Here is an 18,387-nt window from a genome sequence, read left to right as displayed (position 1 = left end):
TCGCCCGCAGCAACCGGAACCGCTTATCGCCATGTCGTCAAGCCAGCCCCTCCGCTTCAAGACCCTGGATCAGATCGATGTCGCCGGCCGTGTCGTCCTGGTCCGCCTGGACCTGAACGTGCCGATGAAGGACGGTGTCGTCACCGACGCCACCCGCATCGACCGTCAGGCACCGACGGTGCGCGCCCTGGCCGAACGTGGCGCCCGCGTGGTGGTGCTGTCGCATTTCGACCGGCCCAAGGGCCGGATCGTGCCGTCGATGTCGCTGAAGCCGGTTGCGGCACCGCTTGCCGCCGCCATCGGCCGTCCGGTCGCCTTTGCCGATGACTGCATCGGCGAGGCCGCATCCGGGGTGGTGGCGGCGCTGGGCGACGGCGACGTGGCCCTGCTGGAGAATCTGCGCTTCCATGCCGGCGAAGAGAAGAACGAGGCCGGCTTCGCCGATGCGCTGGCGGGACTGGGCCAGATCTTCGTGTCGGATGCCTTCAGTTGCGCCCACCGCGCCCATGCCTCCACCGTCGGTCTGGCCGAACGCCTGCCGACCGCTGCCGGCCTGTCGATGCAGGCGGAGCTTGAGGCACTGGGTGCCGCACTGGCGGATCCCCGCCGGCCGGTGGCGGCGATCGTGGGCGGCGCCAAGGTCTCGACCAAGATCGATCTGCTGAACAATCTGGTGGCCCGGGTCGATGCGGTGATCATCGGCGGCGGCATGGCCAACACCTTCCTGCATGCCCAGGGCATCGCCGTCGGCAAGTCGCTGTGCGAGGCCGATCTGGCCGAAACCGCCCGCGCGATCCTGGCCCGGGCCGAGGCCGCAGGCTGCCGGGTGGTGCTGCCGGTCGATGCGGTTGTCGCCCGCGAATTCAAGGCCGGCGCCGACAGCCGCACGGTCGAGGTCACCGGGGTCGCCGATGACGAGATGATCCTGGATGTCGGCCCGAAGACGGTGGCCGAGGTCGAGGCCTGCATCGCCGGATCGAAGACCCTGCTGTGGAACGGCCCCTTCGGCGCCTTCGAGATCGAGCCCTTCGATGCCGCCACCGTGGCGGTGGCCAGGGCGGTGGAGAAGCTGACCCGTGCGGGCGGCCTCGCCTCGATCGCCGGCGGTGGCGACACGGTCGCGGCGCTGGCGCATGCCGGCGTGCTCGATGCGCTGACCTATGTGTCGACCGCGGGTGGCGCCTTCCTGGAATTCTGCGAGGGCAAGGAACTGCCCGGCGTCGCCGCCCTGGCCCGCTGACCCTTCCGCCGAACGGCGCGAGGTCCGATGACCGAAGCCAGCCCCGACACCTCACCGTGCCCCGACACACCGCCCTGCCCCGACACCTCGCCCTGGCTGATCGCCGCGCAGGCGGATGTCATGCGGCTGGCCGCGGCGATCGAGGCCGGCACCATCGCCAGGCCCGCGCGCGTGGCGACGCCGCCGGGCCTGCTGGCCACCGGCGGCATCGGCTGGGTGATGGAGATCTGCCGGCTTCTCGCCGCCACCCCGGCCACCGCCGGCATCCGCCTGCTGGTCGATTGCGGCGATGATGCCGCGCGCGCCCACCGGCTGGCGCAACTGGGCGCGGCCGATCTGATCCTGGCCGCGCCACCCGCGGTTCTGGATGCGGTGAAAGCCGCTGCTTCGGGCGGAATCTCGGTTATGGAGGCCGAAATGCGGCTCTGACGGGCCGTTTTCAGCCTCTGACACGAAGATGTCGCGCCGTCTGACCCGGTCGGGTGATTGCAAATCGCCCACGCCTCGGTTAAAAGGCCCATCGAGCGGGCCGTATCCGCGGAACCGGGACGTTTTCAGCGCCCGGACAAGCCTTTACAGCAGCAGCGGTGGCATATTCGCCGCTGATGCGTCAGCCAGGGAACATCAGCCGGATGAAGATCACTCAGCGCGTGAAGCGGATCCTTGCCAATTATGAAGGCGAGAATCCCGGTGTGAAGACCAACCTCGCCCGCATCCTGATGGAAGGCCGCCTGGGCGGTACCGGGCGGCTGGTGATCCTGCCGGTCGATCAGGGATTCGAGCATGGTCCCGCGCGCAGCTTCGCGCCGAACGTGCCGGCCTATGATCCCCACTACCACTATCAGCTGGCGATCGATGCCGGGTTGTCGGCCTATGCAGCACCCCTGGGCATGCTGGAAGCCGGTGCCGACACCTTCGCCGGCGCGATCCCGACCATCCTGAAGGTCAACAGCTCGAACAGCCTGGCGACCGAGAAGGATCAGGCGGTGACGGCGACGGTCGACGACGCGCTGCGCCTGGGCTGCGCCGCCATCGGCTTCACCATCTATCCGGGCTCGGAATACCAGTTCGAGATGATGGAAGAGCTGCGCGAGCTGACCCTTGAGGCGAAGTCCAAGGGTGTGGCGGTCGTTGTATGGTCGTATCCGCGCGGCGGCATGCTGACCAAGTCCGGCGAGACCGCGCTCGACGTCTGCGCCTATGCCGCCCATCATGCGGCCCTGCTCGGCGCCAACATCATCAAGGTGAAGCCGCCGACCGCCGAGCTTGAGCAGGACGAGGCGAAGAAGGTCTACGAGAAATACGACATCGCCCGCTCGACCATGGCCGAGCGGATCGCGCATGTCGTCCAGGCGTCGTTCAACGGCCGCCGGATCGTGGTGTTCTCGGGCGGCAACGCCAAGGGCACCGAGGATCTGATGGAAGAGATCCGCGAGATCCGCGACGGCGGTGCCAACGGCTCGATCATCGGCCGCAACACCTTCCAGCGCCCGCGTGAGGAAGCGCTGGCGCTGCTCGACCAGATCATCAAGATCTATCAGGGCAAGGCGTGACCGCGTCCCGCGATTGCCGTCTCTATCTGCTGACGCCGCCGGCTTTCGAGCCGGCGGCGTTCGCCGACACGCTTGCCCGCGCACTGGATGCCGGTGACGTCGCCTGCCTTCAGATCCGCCTGAAGGATGTGCCCGACGACCAGGTCCGGCGCGCGATCGAACGTCTGCTGCCGGTCGCCCAGAGCCGCAATGTCGCGGTGCTGATCAACGACCGGCCCGATCTTGCCGCTGAAATGGGGGCCGACGGCGCCCATATCGGCCAGGACGACATGGATCAGGCGAAGGCCCGCAAGATCATGGGGCCCAACGCTATCCTGGGCGTGTCGGCCTATGACAGCCGCCATCGCGCCATGGTCGTTGCCGAGGATGGCGCCGATTACGTGGCTTTCGGGGCCTTCTTCCCCTCCACCACCAAGGAACCGCCGGCACGGGCCGGGCTGGATCTGCTGGAATGGTGGCAGGCGCTGATGGAAGTGCCCTGTGTCGCGATCGGCGGCATCACGGTCGCCAATTGCGCCGACGTGGTTCGCGCCGGCGCCGATTTCCTGGCGGTGACCGCCGGGGTGTGGAATTACGAAGCCGGTCCCGCCCAGGCGGTGACCGATTTCAACCGCGAGATCGCGCGGGCACTTGAAGACGAAGGCCCCGCCCCCGGCCGGGGCTGACGCCCGTCCGCCCGATGCCGGCGCCCGAAGTTCCAAGGGGCGCCCGGCAACCGGCGGCGGCGCACCACCCCGCAGACCGACGACGGCGGCGGGTGCTTCGCGGGATGGCGGCGCCGGGACGCCCGACCAAGCCCCCCGACACCCCGACGCCATCCCGTTCCGTTTGCGACCGCAGCCGCGGCCCCACCAGGCCCGGCCGGTCCGGCACCGAAGGACCGACGCCTATGAAGATCAATGGCAACGCCATCCGCCCCGGCATGATCATCGAGCATCAGAACCGGCTGTGGGTCGCCCGCCGCACCATGCACACCCAGCCCGGCAAGGGCGGTGCGTATCTGCAGGTGGAGTTGAAGGACATCCGCAGCGGCACCAAGCTGAACGAGCGCTTCCGGGCGTCCGAGGCGGTCGAGCGGGTGCGGCTGGACGAAAAGGAATACCAGTTCCTGTACGCCGACGGCGACATGCTGACCCTGATGGATCAGGAAACCTATGACCAGATCAATATTCACAAGGATCTGGTCGGCGAACCGGCGGTGTTCCTGCAGGACGGCATGATGCTGACCGTCTCCACCTATGAAGACGAGCCGCTGGCCGTGGCCCTGCCGGAATCGGTGGTCCTGGAAGTGGTCGAGACCGAGCCGACCGTGAAGGGCCAGACCGCCGCCGCGTCCTATAAGCCGGCGATGATGTCGAACGGCATCCGCATCATGGTGCCGCCGCATATCGAAACCGGCACCCGCGTCGTGGTGATGACCGCCGACCAGACCTATCTGGAGCGCGCGAAGGACTGACCTGCGGCATCCGCAGTTCCCTTCGCCCGCCGATCCGGGGCATGATGGCGCCCCTTGGCAGGCCGGTCCGGTCCGCCGAGGGGCGCTGCATGCGTCGGCGCCACCGTTCTTTCAGTCCGTCTGCTGACCTACCGCCGGGAGTTGCCACCGATGGCCGTCCGTTCCCCTATTCTCAACGTCATGATCGGTGCCGCCCAGAAGGCCGCGCGCGGCCTGATCCGCGACTTCGGCGAGGTCGAAAACCTCCAGGTGTCCCGCAAGGGGCCGGCCGATTTCGTGTCGAGCGCCGATCTGAAATCCGAAAAGACCATCCGCGCCGAACTGTCGAAGGCCCGTCCCGATTTCGGCTTCCTGATGGAGGAAGGCGGCGAGATCAAGGCCACCGGCACCGGCCCGTCGCATCGCTGGATCATCGATCCGCTGGACGGCACCCATAATTTCCTGCATGGCATCCCCCATTTCGCGGTGACCGTGGCATTGGAACGCGAGGGCGAGATCATCGCCGGCGTCACCTATGATCCGCTGCGCGACGAGATGTATTCGGCCGAAAAGGGCTATGGCGCCTTCGTCAACGATCGCCGCATCCGCGTGGCCGCCCGTCGCCAGTTGATCGACTGCGTGATCGCGACCGGCATTCCGCGCGCCGACAAGCCGAACCACACCGAGTATCTGAAGATGCTGGCCGGGATGATGAAGAACACCGGCGGCCTGCGCCGGTTCGGCTCCGCCGCACTCGACCTGGCCTATGTCGCGGCCGGCCGTTTCGACGGCTTTTTCGAGATCGATCTTCAGCCCTGGGACATGGCGGCGGGCATCGTGCTGGTCCGCGAGGCCGGCGGCTTCGTCAGCGACATCACCGGCGCCGAGGCCATGATGGACACCGGCGGCATCATCGCCGGCAACACCGCCGTGCACGGCCAGACCCACAAGGTGCTGAGCACCATGCTGGCCAAGCGTCCGCGTCGCCCTGAGGAGACGATGGCGCCGGGCCTTCGCCCCGCCGCCGCACCGCGCGGGCCGCGCGGCTGAAACCATACCGTCGCACGCGTCGACACCTCTCTGAACCCGGTCGCAGCCGCCTGGCCACGCCCTGATCTGATGGAATGATGCCGCAGCACGGCACCAGAGGTGGCGGCGGGCTTGCCGCTGCTTCCGGGGCTGGGCTATGGTTGGGCCGGTCGGTCCGCCCAGCGGGCACCGGCCGGTACAGCCGTGCCGGGGCTCTGGGGCCTCGCGGGCGATCAGCCATCGGGATGCCATGACGCTCGCGTCGACGCCGCTCGTCCATTCGCCATATCGCCTGCCGGACCACGACCGGCAGGCTGCCCCCCCATTGCCGCACGGGCGCCTGTCGTGCCGGCTCGCCGGCGCCGCGGCGCTGGCCATGGCATTGCTGGCGGCACCGGTTGCCATCGGCAATGCCATGGCGCAGACAGCCGAAGCGGTATCGGCGGCGGCGATCACCGTGCCGTTCGATGCCGGCAGCGCCGAAATCCCCGCCGGCGGCCGCGAGATCATCCGCGCATTTGCCGCCACCATTCAGCCGCAGGCACGCAGCCGCGTTCTGGTGGATGCCTATGCGACCGCACCGGCCGGTGCGCCCGCGCATGCATCGCGCCGACTGGCGCTGGATCGGGCGCTCGCGGTCCGCGATATCCTGGCCGATGCCGGCATCGGCCCCACCCGCATCGAGTTGAAGGTCCACGGCGCCGCCTCCTCCGGCCCGGCCGACCGTGTGGACCTCGACGTGGCGCGGGCCGGTTGAGATGACGCAGACAATGGCGATGCCCCAGATCTTCCTGTCCCATCCGGCTTTCCTGCCCCATCCGGGCGCCAGGCATGCGGGCCAGACACATGGCCTGCCAGCCGTCGATCGACGCCCACGCCTCCCCCATCCCGGCCATGACCGCAGGCTCGCCAGCCGCCTGGCTGCCGGTCACCGGTCGTCCGCTTCAGACCGTTCGAAGAGCAAGGGTTGATCCGCATGGCCCGCCCGACCACCGACAGCCTGACCCGCCCGCAACGCTATCTCGTGCGGATGATCATCTTCCTCGCCCTCACTCTGGGCGTGGTGGCCCTGCTCGGCGAGACCCTGATCGACGCCTTCATGACCAATCCGGTCCTGAACGCGCTGATCGTGGGCACCGCCGTTCTTGGCTGCGCCTACGCCATCCGTCAGGTCTGGCGGCTGAACAGCGAGGTCGCGTGGCTGGAAGGCTTCCGCCAGAACCGGCCGGGCATGGCGGCCACCCCCGCCCCCGACCTGCTGAACCCGATCGCCGCGATGCTGTCGCAGACCCGCGAGGACGCCAAGCTGTCGCCGATGGCGAGCCGGTCGCTGCTCGACAGCCTGGGCAGCCGCCTGGACGAGAGCCGCGAGATCAGCCGCTACATCATCGGGCTGCTGATCTTCCTGGGCCTGCTCGGCACCTTCTGGGGGCTTATCCAGACGATCAGCGCGGTCGCCGGCGTCATCGGCAACCTGTCGGTCGGCACCGGCGATGTCGGGCGGTTGTTCGACGATCTGAAGGCGGGGCTGGAAGCGCCGCTGGCCGGCATGGGCACGGCATTCTCATCCTCGCTCTTCGGTCTGTCCGGATCGCTGGTGCTGGGTTTTCTGGACCTTCAGGCGGGCCAGGCGCAGAGCCGGTTCTTCAACGAGGTCGAGGAGTGGTTCTCGCGGCTGACCAAGCTTGGCGGCGGCATGGGCGGCATCGAGATCGAGGGCGCGCCCGGCGCCGGCGCCTATCTGGCGGCGCTGGTGGAACAGACGGCCGAGAACCTGTCGGATCTGAAGCGCACGCTGCAACGGTCTGACGAGGCCCGCCGCCAGGGCGACGAGAACCTCCGCGCGCTGACCGAACGGCTGGCGACGCTGACCGATCAGATGCGGGTGGAACAATCGGTTCTGGTGAAGCTGGCCGAACAGCAGAAAGACCTGAAGCCGCTGCTGACGCTGCTGGTCGAGTCCCAGCACCGCGATGACGGCTTCGACGAGGCCAGCCGGGCGCATCTGCGCAATGTGGACATCCTTCTGGCCCGCATGGTGGAAGACATCCCCCAGGGGCGCCAGCAGGCCGTGGAAGACATCCGTTCCGAAGTCCGCCTTCTGGCCCGCACCATCGCGGCGCTGGCCGCCGAAGACGACGCCCGGCGCTGATCCGCGCCACTGTCAGACCACCCCGTCGCTCCGGCAACGGAGTTCGGTACCGCGTTCCAAGGATCGACGCTCATGCGCCGTTTACGCCGCAAACAGGGCGGCAGCGATATCTGGCCCGGCTTTGTCGACGCCCTGTCGTCGCTGCTGCTGGTCATCATCTTCCTGCTCGTGGTCTTCATGCTGGCCCAGTTCTATCTGAGCCAGGCGCTGTCGGGCCGCGAGGAGAAGCTGGACCAGCTTACCCGGCAGTTGAACGAACTGACCGAGCTTCTTAACCTGGAGCGTGCCGGGTCGGAAGAGTTGCGCGTGACCCTGGATCGTGTGTCGAGCGACCTGGAACGGTCGACTGCCGAGCGCGACAGTCTGGCGGCCAGGGTTTCGGCCGCCGATCAGCGGATCACCGCCCTTGAACAGGCCCTGAACGAGGCCGCGGAAAGCCAGCGCACCACCGAGGCCGAACGCGCCCGCATCGCCAGCGCGCTGGAAAGCGCCGAAGCCGACAAGCGCAGCCTGACCGACCGGATGGCGGAACTGGAAGAGCGTCTGCGTATTCTGGACGAGCGGCTGGCCGCAAGCGAGCAGACCGCCGACGACCGCGCGCTGGCTCTGCAAAGCGCCGGCGACCGGCTGGCTGATGCCGACCGCACCATCGAGGCGCAGTCGTCGAGCCTGATGGCGGCGCTGGACCGGGTCGACCGCCAGACCGTCCGGGCAGAGTCCGCCGAGTCCCGGGCCGATGCGGCCGAGTCACGGCTGACCGACATGGCGGCACAGCTTGAACGGCTGAACCAGGAACTGGCGCGGCTGTCCGCCCTGCTGGATGAAAGCCGCGAGCGCAGCGAGGAACAGAAGGCGGTGATCGCCGATCTGGGCCAGAAGCTCAACCAGGCCCTGGCCGCCAAGGTCGAGGAGCTGGCACGCTATCGCTCGGAATTCTTTGGGCGGCTGCGTGAGGTGCTGGGCGGCCGGGAAGACATCCAGATCGTCGGCGACCGGTTCGTTTTCCAGTCCGAGGTGCTGTTCGACAGCGGCGCATCGGAGATCAGCCCCGCCGGCCGCACGCAACTGGCCCGGCTGGGCGACGCGCTGAACCAGATCGCCGGCGAGATCCCCGACGACATCAACTGGGTCCTTCAGGTCGACGGTCATACCGACGTCCGCCCGATTTCGACCGCCGCGTTCGCCTCGAACTGGGAATTGTCGGCGGCACGAGCGATTTCCGTGGTCAAATTCCTGATCTCGCAGGGCGTGCCGCCCTGGCGTCTGGCCGCCGCCGGCTATGGCGAGTTCCACCCCATCGACACCGCCGAAACCGGCGACGCCTATCGGCGCAATCGGCGCATCGAGCTGAAACTGACCAACAAATGACCATGGATCGCCGGCCGCTCATCAGGGGCCGGCGGACATGATACCGGGGCTCAATGGCGTTTCAGCTTGCCGGCCCGCCCTAGCCATGGTATTTCGCAGCCTCGATTTTCCGCGAGGAGGCATCGCCATGAAACAGGGCATCCATCCGGATTACCACGATATCACCGTGGTGATGACCGACGGCACGACGTTCCAGACCCGTTCGACCTATGGCAAGGCTGGTGATCAGCTGCAGCTTGACGTCGATACCAAGACCCATCCGGTTTGGACCGGCGGCACTGTCCGTCTGTCCGAGAAGGCCGGTCAGGTCGCGAAGTTCAAGAAGCGCTTCGGGAACTTCGGTATCTGAGCGACCCGCAGAGCGGCCCTGGCCCTCTGCCGGATCGTCCCGCGCGAAAGCCCGGCATCTGCGTCCTCTCGGGGTCGACAGGCGCCGGGCTTTCGCGTCTGTCGGCTTTCGCGTCTGTCGGCTTTCGCGCCTGTCGGCTTTCGCGTCTGCCGGGCCTTCGCGTCTGGTCGTGGCGGGCGGCATTTTCCGCGTGCCCAGACCTCTTGAACGTCCTTGTCAGGGTTCCTACATCGTGGTCGTGCCGGGGCTGACAGTCAGACCGGCACCAGCCGACCGCCTCCCCTGTACGGCCCGTGACGGGCGTATGAACGGATGCCAGCGGCGGCTGATCCCACCCACACGACACATTGCTCCTGGAGGATGTGACCCATGGCTGGTCTCCTGAATTACGCGCCCGCATTCCGCACCGTTCCCGCTTTCCGTGCCCTCGACGGCTTCCGCTCGCCCCTGTTCGATCTGGTCGACCGGATCGCCGACGGTGCCCGGACAGACGGCGTCAACATCGCCCGGCTTGGCGACGACAGCTTCCGCGTTGAACTGGCGGTGCCCGGCTTCGTCGAATCCGAGGTCGAGATCACGGTCGAGGACCGGATCCTGACCGTGAAGGGCACCAAGCCCGAGGCGACCGAAGACGGTATCACCTATGTCACCCGCGGCTTCGCGCCTGCGAGCTTCGAGCGCCGCTTCACGCTGGCCGAGCATGTCGAGGTGGAAAGCGCCGATCTGAAGGCCGGGGTGCTGAGCATCGCGCTGGTGCGCAAGCTGCCCGAGGCACGCCAGCCGAAGCGGATCGCGATCGGCGCCGCCGGCACCGCGTGATCGGCGCCTGACGTGATCTGCCGTCACCAGCCATATCCGGCTGACCTGTGACGCGATGATGAAGAAAGCCCCCGCTGGCCCGGCGGGGGCTTTTTTTGTGCCCGGATGGGACTTTGGGGCAGCACACCAGCGGGCGTTCGGCATTCGATTCCCGCCTCTTATGCGTTAGATGCGTGATCACGAACAGACTTTATGCCCTCCCACGGGTTTTCAAAACCGGCCACCTGTGATACATAGAGATCACGCATAGAATTCTGGACCAGATATCAAGTCAGTCCAGAGCAACCCGGCGGTCTATCTGTCCGTGGACGATCCTGATCGTCTGGACATAACGGGCCGGCGCTGATGGGCCCGTTCAATACGGCTATGCGCATCTCTGATGCGATTGTCACCCGACGGTTCGGCATGAAGGCTGGACTGTCCGGGCCCTTTTTTGTCTGGTGTCGTCGTATGCCGGGCCGCAGTGCCGCCCTGATCCGGGCCGCCCGACCAGATCGATGGAGCATGACCGACAAGATCGTCGTCGAAGGAATGACCAAGGTTTTCGGGCCTCACCCCAGCCAGGCGCTGAAGCGCATTGCCAAGGGTGAAAGCTCAGCCGCCATCCATGAGGCCACCGGCAACACCGTCGCCGTGCGCGAGGTGAGCTTTTCCGTCAAGGCCGGCGAGATCTTCGTGATCATGGGGCTGTCCGGTTCAGGCAAGAGCACGCTGGTGCGCATGCTCAACCGCCTGATCGACCCCACCGAAGGCCGCGTGCTGATCGACGGCACCGATGTGACCGCCATGGATATGCGCAGCCTGCGCGATCTGCGCCGTCGCGATATCGCGATGGTGTTCCAGAGCTTCGCGCTGATGCCGCATCTGTCGGCGCTGGACAATGCCGCCTTCGGGCTGGCCGTGGGCGGCATGCCGGTGCCCGAGCGGCGCGAGCGTGCCCGCGCCGCCCTGGACAAGGTGGGGCTTGGCCATCTGGCCGACCGCTATCCGCATGAATTGTCGGGCGGGCAGCAGCAGCGTGTCGGCCTCGCCCGTGCTCTGGCTCAGAACCCCACCGTGCTGCTGATGGACGAGGCGTTCTCGGCCCTCGACCCGCTGATCCGCACCGAGATGCAGGACGAGCTGATCCGCCTGCAGGAAGAGGAAAGCCGTACGGTCGTGTTCATCAGCCACGATCTGGACGAGGCGATGCGCATCGGCGACCGGATCGCGATCATGGAAGGCGGCCGGATGATTCAGGTCGGCACGCCCGACGAGATCCTGCGCGATCCGGCCGATGATTATGTCCGGGCCTTCTTCCGCGGTGTCGATGTGGCGCATGTCTACACCGCCGCCGATGTCGCCCGCCGCGAAGGCCTGACGGTGATCAACCTGTCGGAGTCCAACCTGCGTGCGGCGCTTGAACGCCTGCGCCGGGCGGAACGCGACTTTGCCATCGTTCACGACCGCCGCCGCCGCTTCCGCGGCATGGTTTCGGTGGAAAGCCTGGCCGCCGCGATTGCCGAACGCGACCGCAAGGCCGCCGGCAATCCGACCGCGCAGGCCGATCCGGAAGCGGTGATCAAGGCCGCCTTCCTGCCCGATGCCGTGACCGTGCCGTCGGACGCGTCGCTGTCGACCATCCTTGGCACGGTCGCGTCGGCCCCCTATCCGGTACCGGTGATCGATGCCGAGGGGCTGTATCTGGGCGTGGTCAGCCGGCGCGCGCTGCTGAATGCGCTGGATCGCGGTTCGGAAGATCCACAGGCACCCGAGGCCCCGGCGCCGACGGAAGCACTGGCGGCCGATGGCCCTGAAGGTCAACGTGGCGGGGAGGCTGCAGAGTAATGAGTGATCTTGGGTTTACGCTTCCAATCGGCGATGGCGTCGAGGCGGTGGTCGAGTTCCTGCTCGACAATTTCACCCCCGCCTTCGACGCGATCGCCGATGTCGTGGAAGCCGTCGTCGACGCCTTCGCCGTCGCCCTGGCCTGGATGCCCTGGTGGGCGATGATCATCATCATCACCGGCATCGCCTTCTGGCGGGTCGGCCGCGGCTTCGCGCTGTTCGCGGTGATCGCCCTGCTGGCTCTGGTCGGCATGGATCTGTGGGACGCGACGATGCGCAGCCTGTCGCTGGTCATCGCCTCCACTCTGCTCAGTCTGGCGATCGGCCTGCCGCTGGGCATTGCCGCCGCCCGTTCCGACCGGGTCGAGAACACGCTCCGGCCGGCACTGGACCTGATGCAGACCATGCCGCCCTTCGTCTATCTGATCCCGGCGGTGATGTTCTTCGGCCTGGGCCAGGTGCCCGGCGCCATTGCCACGGTGATCTTCTCGATGCCACCCGCCGTGCGGCTCACCGCTCTCGGCATCCGCCAGGTGCCGGCCGAGATGGTCGAGGCCGGGCGCGCCTTTGGCTGCAGCGATCGGCAGTTGCTCTATAAGGTCCAGCTACCGAACGCGCTGCCGGCGATCATGGCCGGCGTCAACCAGACGATCATGCTGTCGCTGTCGATGGTGGTCATCGCATCGATGATCGGCGCGGGCGGGCTTGGCAACGAGGTGTTGCGCGGCATTCAGCGGCTGGATATCGGCCTGGGCTTCGAGGCCGGGCTGGGCGTGGTGGTGCTGGCGATCGTGCTCGACCGGCTGACCCAGAGCGTCGGACGCAGCAAGGCGCGCAAGCGCTGACCCCGCAACGCCGGCGGCACCATGCCTGCCACCATTCCACACACGTTCTGATCGATCCTCGCACCTACCTGAAGGAGACAACCATGAGCTTCATCCCGAAGCGTGCCCTCGCGGCGCTCGTCGCCACCGCCGTCACCGGCGTGCTGGCGGCCCCGGCCACGGCCGCAGAGGAGAAGAAGATCAACATCGGCTGGACCGCCTGGTCCGATGCGGAAGCGGTGACCAAGCTTGCCGCCAAGCTGATGGAAGACCGCCTTGGCTATGACGTCGAACTGACGCTGGCCGATATCGGGCCGCAGTATCAGGGTGTCGAGAACGGCGATCTGGACCTGATGATGATGTCCTGGCTGCCCGACACCCATGGCGACTATTACAAGAAGGCCGCCGGCAAGATCATCGATCTCGGCCCCATCTATACCGGCGCCAAGCTGGGCTGGGTGGTTCCGAACTTCATCCCGGAAGATCAGCTCAAGTCGCTGGCCGACCTGAAGAAGCCCGAGGTCGCTGAAAAGCTGGACAGCAAGATCCAGGGGATCGACCCCGGCGCCGGCCTGATGCGGCTGTCCGACGAGGCGATCGAGACCTATGGCCTGGATTACGAGCTGGTCTCGGCTTCCGGCGCCGCGATGACCGCCGCCCTCGACCGCGCGATCAAGCGCGAGGAGTGGATCGTGGTCACCGGCTGGAGCCCGCACTGGATGTTCGGCGCCTATGACCTGCGCTATCTCGATGATCCCGAGGGCGCACTCGGCGGTGCCGAGCGGGTCCATGCCATCGCCCGTATGGGCCTGGATCGCGAGCAGCCGGAAGCCTTCGCCTTCCTCAGCCGCTTCAACATCCCGCTCGCCGAGCTGGAAGCGATGATGGCCGAGGCGAACGAGACCTCGTATGAGGCCGCGGTCGACAACTACATCAAGAACCATCCGGCGCGGGTGGAATACTGGGTCACCGGCAAGATCGGCTGATCTTCGCCGTTCTGATCTGACGGAAGGGCCACCCCGGGCAACCGGTGGTGGCTCTTTTCGTTGGCGATGGCCGCTGCTATTCTATCCGAGGTTTATGTATGCCTGGAGATGGCCGATGCGGCGACACCTGCCCACCCTGCTGGCGGCCTTGGCCTTACCCCTGATGGCGATGACGGCGGCTGCCGCCCCCAGGCTTGATCCTGGAGAAACCGGCCACGGGCCCGCCGATGCCCAGGCGATGGTGGCGCGCGCCGTCGCCTATTTCGACGCCCATGGCGAGGCGGCCGGGCTTGCCGAGGTGACGCGCGGGCCGCGTGCCTTCAATGATGGCGATCTCTATGTCTTCGTCTATGACCTGGACGGCACCTGCCGTGCCCATGCCCGCAGGCCAGGACAGGCCGGCAGCAATCTGCGCGGCATCCGCGACCGCAATGGCGTGGCCTTCATCCAGGACTGGATCCGCATCGCCCGATCGCCCGCCGGTGCCGGCTGGTCGCGCTATGATTATGCCCATGAGGCGAGCGGACGCGTGCTGGAGAAACAGGCTTATATCCAGCGCAGCGGCGACCTGCTGATCGGCGTCTCGGCCTTCCTCTATCCCGACGCCTGACACCTGCGACACTCTGTCGCAGTATCCGGCCGGTGGTCCTGCGGCACAAAGGGGCCATGACAATGCGCAGCCGGTCATCCGGCGGCCGCCGCATCGGGCGCCGCCCCCGCCATGGCCTCGCCGCCTGGGCCATTGCCCTGGCGGTGATCCTGCGCGCGATGCTGCCGGCCGGTGTGATGCCCGATCCGACGGCACGCGCCGATGGCCGCTTCGACATCGTCACCTGCCTGGGGCTGGTGATTGCGGCCCCGGATGAGGCACCGGGCGACGGCGACACCACCGGCGCCGGCACGGTCTGCGATTTCGCCGTCACCGCCATGGCCGATCGCCTGCCGGTGCCGGCCGCCCTGTCGTTGCCGGCCATGGTGGCCGAGCCCCGGCCACGGGTGATGATCCCCGCCGCCGCGCCGGTCACCGCCCGCGCCGGCCCGCCTCTTGGTGCCACGGCGCCGCCGCGCCCGCTCCCGACCCTCGCATAACGCGCGCCGCCGCCTGCCAGCGGCCGCGCATCTGTTGCTTCAGGTTGCGGATCGGACCTTCTGATGACCATTACGGCCACACCCGCGCAGGCACGCGCGGCGACGGCCACGCTGGGGCGCGCGCTCTATCGCGGCCTCTGGCGCTGGCATTTCTTCGCGGGGCTGATCGCCCTGCCCTTCCTGCTGCTGCTGGCCACGACCGGCGGCGTCTATCTCTACAAGGACAGCCTGGACCGGTTGATCGATGGCCGGCTGCTGGTGCTGGACCAGCCGGTCGCGGCCGGCGATGCGCTGGTGCCGCCTTCGGCGCTGATCCGGGCGGTCACCGAACGCCACCCCTCGGCCACCGTCACCGCTTATCTGGCACCGGCGGCCGCCGACCGGAGCGCCGGCATCGCCATCCGCGATCCCGACGGCACCGCCCGCACGGTGTTCCTGGACCCGCGCGATGCCGGGGTACTGGGCGACCGTGCCGATCTGGCGGCGCCGATGATGGTGGTGCGCCGGCTGCACAGCCTGATCATCGCCGGCGACATCCCCAATCTGATCATCGAGATCGTCGGCGGCTGGACGGTATCGCTGATCCTGACCGGCATTTATCTGTGGTGGCCGCGCGGGCGCGGCGGGCAAGACGGTGGCGGGCAACGCGGTGGCGGCGTGTTCCGCATCCGCACGGCATCCCGTGGCCGCCCCGGTCCGGCCGGGCGGGTGTTCTGGCGCGACATGCACGCGGTCATCGGCATCGTCGTGGCGCCGGTGATCCTGTTCCTGGCGGTGTCGGGCATGACCTGGACCCAGGTCTGGGGTCCGGCCGTGCGGACCGCCGCCACCGATGCCGGCCTCGGCTATCCGCTGGGTGTCTGGCAGGCGGTGCCGGTCTCGCCCGTGCCGACATCGGCGCTGGGGGACACCGCCTGGACGCTGGAAGACGCCCCCCTGCCGCGATCGGTGGCACCGGCCGGCAGCGGTTCGGCCATGCCCGATATCGGCATCGACCGCGCCGACACCATCGCCCGCCGGCTTGGCATCGCCCCCGGATACAAGCTGTCGGTGCCCCGGGTGCCCGACGGGGTGTATACGGCGATGGTGTTTCCGCATGATCTGGCGCGCCAGCAGATCATCCATCTGAACCGCTGGACCGGCGAAACCCTGATCGATGCCCGCTATGCCGATTTCGGTGCCGTGGCGCGGCTGACCGAATGGGGCGTCAACGTCCATATGGGCCAGGAATATGGCCCCCTGAACCGGCTGGTGCTGCTGATCGCCTGCATCGGGCTGGCCGCTATGTGCCTGGCAGCACCGGTGATGTGGTGGAAGCGCCGCCCGAAGGGCCGGCTGGCGGCACCCCGGCAGGTTGAAGGCCGGGTGATGGCACGTGCAGCCGCCCTGATGCTGGTGCCGGCGGTGATCTTCCCGGTGATGGGGGCCACCATGCTGGCGGCACTCGCCGCCGAAACCATGGCCTTCCTGATCGCCCGCCGCCGCCATGCCGCCACCTGACCGGCCGCGCGTCTTCGACGACCGGTACGGTCAGCCATGCGGGCTGTGCCGGAAATCGGTGGGCGAGGTGCCATAGGCCGCCTTGAACCGGCGGCTGAAATGGGCGGCGTTCTGAAAGCCCCAGGAAAAGGCGATATCGGTGATGGTGCGCCGCGCCATCACCGGGCTGGCGAGGTCGCGGCGACAGCGGCGCAGACGCTCCGCGATGACGTATTGCGACAGGGTGGCGCCTTCCGGCTGGAACAGGCCATGGAGATGGCGCAACGACATGCCCGTCGCGGCCGCGATCCGCGCCGGCGACAGCGCCGGATCGTCGAGATGCCGTTCGATATGCGCTTTCACCCGCAGGATCTGCGCCTCGCGCAGCCCGCCCGGCGGGCAGGCTGCGTGATCGGCATCGAGCGCGCCCACCAGCACGCCCAGCATCGCTTCCGTCAGCGCATCGCCACGGCCCATCCGGCCCGCCAACACCGCCGGCGCCATCATGCCGATAAAGTCGGCGATCACAGCGGCCGCGGCCGATCCCGCCGGCATCCGGCTGTCGATCGCGTGCCAGGATCCGGGCAGCCATTGCCGCAACCGCGCAAGCGGCATCAGGACCGAGATCTTGTGCAGACGCTCGACCACCTCGAAGCGCATCGGCCGGGTGGTGTTCCAGATCAGCACGTCGCCGGGGCCAAGCACCATCGCCCGGCCATCGATGGTGAAGTGCTCGCGCCCGCCAAGCACCAGTTGCACCGCCATCTGATCGGGCTGGTCATGGGACGAGCCCTGGCGCCTGCGTATGCCGCCGCATGGATCGCAACGGCATTCGATCACCTGGAAGCTATCGATGCTGCGCTGCAAGATCTCCACGTCGAAAGCCGGCTGCGCCGGACCGGTCAGTGTCCAGGCGTCATAGACCCGGCATAGTCTCTCGCGCCACGCCTCCTGCTGCTCTTTATCGTCATGAATGGCGCTTCGCCACACGGTCTCCGCGGTCATGGCCATGGCGGATGTCCTCCCGGACCGACGTCTTCTTGTTATTCAACGTCATTTTCGTGCCCTACGACATGATCCTAGCATGATGGCGGCGGCGGACAACGCAATCCGCACGCCCGGCATTCGTCTCCCCGTCAGGCCGACAATGATGTGAAACTCTGGATCACGATCCGGCCATCACGCACCACCAGCGTATCGGTTGCCATCGCCACGAAGGGCGGTGCCGACCAGACGAGATAGGCAACCTCGCCCTCGACAATCTGCCGGTCGATCCGGAATGCCTCCCAGAAGGCCCCGGACACCCCGCGAAGAAAGGCATCGAAGAAGCCGCTGATCTGCACGGGGCCGCGATGAACGCCATCCGGCGTGATCACCACCGCATGCTCGGCATAATCGGACAGAATGGCGGGCACGCCATCGGCGAAGGCCGCGAGGTGATGCGCGAGCACGCGCGCCGTTGCGGCTGTGGCGTCATCCTGCCGGGCACTCATGGACATGGGACTGATCCTCGATATCTGCGGGGCGCCGGCCAGCCGGCGCCCCTTGGGCGTTGACCTGACCGGCTCGGATGCGCCCTCAGGCCGCATCCGCCTCTGCCAGAAACGCCTGCCATGCGCCCTGTGCCTCGGCCCAGCCGATATTGGCGATCACCTGGCCATCGGCCTGGATGAAGGCGAGCGGCCCCTGGAAGGTCATGTAGAATTCGCTCGGCTCGGGAAATGAGGTCCGGTCGTGGCGCGCGCCCGAGGATTCGAAGCCATAGCCGGGTGCCACGGCGGTATCGCCACCCTGGTCATGGCCGCCGCGAACATCCATCCGCCCCCGGGTCAGAAAATACTCGCCAGGACCGGTGTGAATATGGGCGGCGAAGGATGACCCCGCCGGGCAGGTGAAGATCGCGGTCCAACTGCCCGCCTCAGGCGAGACATGCAGCAGTTTCCAGGTGATGCCGCCGGCCGAGAAGGCATCGGGAAACGGCGCCCACGGGCCATCATCGATCTGGACGTATTCTTCGGGGGTCTGCGCTTTGGCAATGTTGCCGGTCGACATCTGCACGGGTCGTCCTCCCATCGTCACGCTTGTCTGCGCCCGTCGTTTCGCGGCCGTCACCTGATCGGGTCAGGGCCTCTTGCGGGCTTGAACAGGCTAGCGACAGACGGGCCGGGCCGCATGTCTGGCGGTGCAGTCTGATCCGGCTGTGCGTGCGCATGCCCGATCAGGACATGCCCGTGCGG

20 protein-coding genes are annotated in these 18,387 nt (G+C 67.6%); 17 read left to right on the top strand and 3 right to left on the bottom strand.

Annotation, left to right across the window (positions count from 1 at the left end; all coding sequences use genetic code 11):
- Window positions 1–31: 31 nt before the first annotated feature.
- From WG924_RS17610 to WG924_RS17530, 17 genes are all read left to right on the top strand, one after another.
- Window positions 32–1,240 carry a phosphoglycerate kinase gene (locus WG924_RS17610; RefSeq protein WP_345934409.1) on the top strand — a complete coding sequence of 403 codons (1,209 nt, stop codon included), beginning with the start codon at window positions 32–34 and terminating at the stop codon, window positions 1,238–1,240.
- Window positions 1,241–1,267: 27 nt separating this feature from the next.
- Complete coding sequence (locus tag WG924_RS17605; protein WP_345934408.1) at window positions 1,268–1,669, top strand: hypothetical protein; 402 nt, start codon at window positions 1,268–1,270, stop codon at window positions 1,667–1,669.
- 203 nt (window positions 1,670–1,872) lie between these two features.
- Window positions 1,873–2,793, top strand: coding sequence for a class I fructose-bisphosphate aldolase (locus WG924_RS17600; RefSeq protein ID WP_345934407.1), 921 nt, complete (start codon window positions 1,873–1,875; stop codon window positions 2,791–2,793).
- Window positions 2,790–3,458 carry a thiamine phosphate synthase gene (gene thiE / locus WG924_RS17595; RefSeq protein WP_345934406.1) on the top strand — a complete coding sequence of 223 codons (669 nt, stop codon included), beginning with the start codon at window positions 2,790–2,792 and terminating at the stop codon, window positions 3,456–3,458. The genes WG924_RS17600 and thiE overlap by 4 nt, the downstream gene beginning before the upstream one ends.
- Before the next feature lie 224 nt (window positions 3,459–3,682).
- Window positions 3,683–4,249: an elongation factor P gene (gene efp, locus WG924_RS17590; RefSeq protein WP_345934405.1), complete on the top strand. Its 567-nt coding sequence runs from the start codon at window positions 3,683–3,685 to the stop codon at window positions 4,247–4,249.
- Window positions 4,250–4,399: 150 nt separating this feature from the next.
- Window positions 4,400–5,278, top strand: a complete 879-nt coding sequence (locus WG924_RS17585) for an inositol monophosphatase family protein (protein ID WP_345934404.1) — start codon at window positions 4,400–4,402, stop codon at window positions 5,276–5,278.
- Window positions 5,279–5,507: 229 nt separating this feature from the next.
- A complete protein-coding gene (locus WG924_RS17580) occupies window positions 5,508–6,014 on the top strand; it encodes an OmpA family protein (RefSeq protein WP_345934403.1) in 507 nt (168 codons plus the stop codon).
- 219 nt (window positions 6,015–6,233) lie between these two features.
- Complete coding sequence (locus tag WG924_RS17575) at window positions 6,234–7,409, top strand: flagellar motor protein MotA (RefSeq protein WP_188575105.1); 1,176 nt, start codon at window positions 6,234–6,236, stop codon at window positions 7,407–7,409.
- Between the two features lie 72 nt (window positions 7,410–7,481).
- Window positions 7,482–8,777, top strand: coding sequence for a peptidoglycan -binding protein (locus WG924_RS17570; protein ID WP_345934402.1), 1,296 nt, complete (start codon window positions 7,482–7,484; stop codon window positions 8,775–8,777).
- Window positions 8,778–8,904: 127 nt separating this feature from the next.
- On the top strand, window positions 8,905–9,126 hold the full coding sequence (gene rpmE / locus WG924_RS17565) for a 50S ribosomal protein L31 (RefSeq protein WP_345934401.1): 222 nt from the start codon (window positions 8,905–8,907) through the stop codon (window positions 9,124–9,126).
- A 369-nt stretch (window positions 9,127–9,495) separates the two neighbouring features.
- On the top strand, window positions 9,496–9,945 hold the full coding sequence (locus WG924_RS17560) for an Hsp20 family protein (protein WP_345934400.1): 450 nt from the start codon (window positions 9,496–9,498) through the stop codon (window positions 9,943–9,945).
- Window positions 9,946–10,449: 504 nt separating this feature from the next.
- On the top strand, window positions 10,450–11,772 hold the full coding sequence (gene proV / locus WG924_RS17555) for a glycine betaine/L-proline ABC transporter ATP-binding protein ProV (protein WP_345934399.1): 1,323 nt from the start codon (window positions 10,450–10,452) through the stop codon (window positions 11,770–11,772).
- Window positions 11,772–12,617: an ABC transporter permease gene (locus WG924_RS17550; RefSeq protein ID WP_345934398.1), complete on the top strand. Its 846-nt coding sequence runs from the start codon at window positions 11,772–11,774 to the stop codon at window positions 12,615–12,617. Before proV ends, WG924_RS17550 begins: the two co-directional genes overlap by 1 nt.
- Before the next feature lie 83 nt (window positions 12,618–12,700).
- The gene (locus WG924_RS17545) at window positions 12,701–13,582 is read left to right on the top strand and encodes a glycine betaine ABC transporter substrate-binding protein (RefSeq protein WP_345934397.1); all 882 of its coding nucleotides are present in this window, start codon (window positions 12,701–12,703) and stop codon (window positions 13,580–13,582) included.
- A 115-nt stretch (window positions 13,583–13,697) separates the two neighbouring features.
- Entirely contained in the window at window positions 13,698–14,192 is a 495-nt protein-coding gene (locus WG924_RS17540; RefSeq protein ID WP_345934395.1) for a cache domain-containing protein, read from the top strand.
- Window positions 14,193–14,248: 56 nt separating this feature from the next.
- Window positions 14,249–14,671: a hypothetical protein gene (locus tag WG924_RS17535; protein WP_345934394.1), complete on the top strand. Its 423-nt coding sequence runs from the start codon at window positions 14,249–14,251 to the stop codon at window positions 14,669–14,671.
- A gap of 63 nt (window positions 14,672–14,734) precedes the next feature.
- Window positions 14,735–16,171 (top strand): PepSY-associated TM helix domain-containing protein, encoded by a 1,437-nt coding sequence (locus WG924_RS17530; RefSeq protein WP_345934392.1) that lies wholly within the window; start codon window positions 14,735–14,737, stop codon window positions 16,169–16,171.
- A 30-nt stretch (window positions 16,172–16,201) separates the two neighbouring features.
- On the opposite strand, the gene WG924_RS17525 is transcribed toward WG924_RS17530, so the two are convergent.
- From WG924_RS17525 to WG924_RS17515, 3 genes are all read right to left on the bottom strand, one after another.
- Complete coding sequence (locus WG924_RS17525; RefSeq protein ID WP_345934391.1) at window positions 16,202–17,161, bottom strand: helix-turn-helix domain-containing protein; 960 nt, start codon at window positions 17,159–17,161, stop codon at window positions 16,202–16,204.
- 125 nt (window positions 17,162–17,286) lie between these two features.
- Entirely contained in the window at window positions 17,287–17,649 is a 363-nt protein-coding gene (locus WG924_RS17520; RefSeq protein WP_345934389.1) for a nuclear transport factor 2 family protein, read from the bottom strand.
- 79 nt (window positions 17,650–17,728) lie between these two features.
- On the bottom strand, window positions 17,729–18,202 hold the full coding sequence (locus tag WG924_RS17515; RefSeq protein ID WP_345934388.1) for a 2,4'-dihydroxyacetophenone dioxygenase family protein: 474 nt from the start codon (window positions 18,200–18,202) through the stop codon (window positions 17,729–17,731).
- Window positions 18,203–18,387: the final 185 nt, after the last annotated feature.

The sequence above is a fragment of the Tistrella arctica genome (assembly GCF_039630945.1).
Lineage (GTDB): Bacteria > Pseudomonadota > Alphaproteobacteria > Tistrellales > Tistrellaceae > Tistrella > Tistrella bauzanensis.
This window is presented reverse-complemented; position numbering and strand designations above follow the sequence as displayed.

Excerpts from the sequence above, each read along its gene's own strand:
- WG924_RS17610 (WP_345934409.1), top strand. The coding sequence starts at position 32 with ATGTCGTCAAGCCAGCCCCTCCGCTTCAAGACCCTGGATCAGATCGAT.
- WG924_RS17605 (WP_345934408.1), top strand. The coding sequence starts at position 1,268 with ATGACCGAAGCCAGCCCCGACACCTCACCGTGCCCCGACACACCGCCC.
- WG924_RS17600 (WP_345934407.1), top strand. The coding sequence starts at position 1,873 with ATGAAGATCACTCAGCGCGTGAAGCGGATCCTTGCCAATTATGAAGGC.
- efp (WP_345934405.1), top strand. The coding sequence starts at position 3,683 with ATGAAGATCAATGGCAACGCCATCCGCCCCGGCATGATCATCGAGCAT.
- WG924_RS17585 (WP_345934404.1), top strand. The coding sequence starts at position 4,400 with ATGGCCGTCCGTTCCCCTATTCTCAACGTCATGATCGGTGCCGCCCAG.
- WG924_RS17580 (WP_345934403.1), top strand. The coding sequence starts at position 5,508 with ATGACGCTCGCGTCGACGCCGCTCGTCCATTCGCCATATCGCCTGCCG.
- WG924_RS17575 (WP_188575105.1), top strand. The coding sequence starts at position 6,234 with ATGGCCCGCCCGACCACCGACAGCCTGACCCGCCCGCAACGCTATCTC.
- WG924_RS17570 (WP_345934402.1), top strand. The coding sequence starts at position 7,482 with ATGCGCCGTTTACGCCGCAAACAGGGCGGCAGCGATATCTGGCCCGGC.
- rpmE (WP_345934401.1), top strand. The coding sequence starts at position 8,905 with ATGAAACAGGGCATCCATCCGGATTACCACGATATCACCGTGGTGATG.
- WG924_RS17560 (WP_345934400.1), top strand. The coding sequence starts at position 9,496 with ATGGCTGGTCTCCTGAATTACGCGCCCGCATTCCGCACCGTTCCCGCT.
- proV (WP_345934399.1), top strand. The coding sequence starts at position 10,450 with ATGACCGACAAGATCGTCGTCGAAGGAATGACCAAGGTTTTCGGGCCT.
- WG924_RS17550 (WP_345934398.1), top strand. The coding sequence starts at position 11,772 with ATGAGTGATCTTGGGTTTACGCTTCCAATCGGCGATGGCGTCGAGGCG.
- WG924_RS17545 (WP_345934397.1), top strand. The coding sequence starts at position 12,701 with ATGAGCTTCATCCCGAAGCGTGCCCTCGCGGCGCTCGTCGCCACCGCC.
- WG924_RS17540 (WP_345934395.1), top strand. The coding sequence starts at position 13,698 with ATGCGGCGACACCTGCCCACCCTGCTGGCGGCCTTGGCCTTACCCCTG.
- WG924_RS17535 (WP_345934394.1), top strand. The coding sequence starts at position 14,249 with ATGACAATGCGCAGCCGGTCATCCGGCGGCCGCCGCATCGGGCGCCGC.
- WG924_RS17530 (WP_345934392.1), top strand. The coding sequence starts at position 14,735 with ATGACCATTACGGCCACACCCGCGCAGGCACGCGCGGCGACGGCCACG.
- WG924_RS17525 (WP_345934391.1), bottom strand. The coding sequence starts at position 17,161 with ATGGCCATGACCGCGGAGACCGTGTGGCGAAGCGCCATTCATGACGAT.
- WG924_RS17520 (WP_345934389.1), bottom strand. The coding sequence starts at position 17,649 with ATGTCCATGAGTGCCCGGCAGGATGACGCCACAGCCGCAACGGCGCGC.
- WG924_RS17515 (WP_345934388.1), bottom strand. The coding sequence starts at position 18,202 with ATGTCGACCGGCAACATTGCCAAAGCGCAGACCCCCGAAGAATACGTC.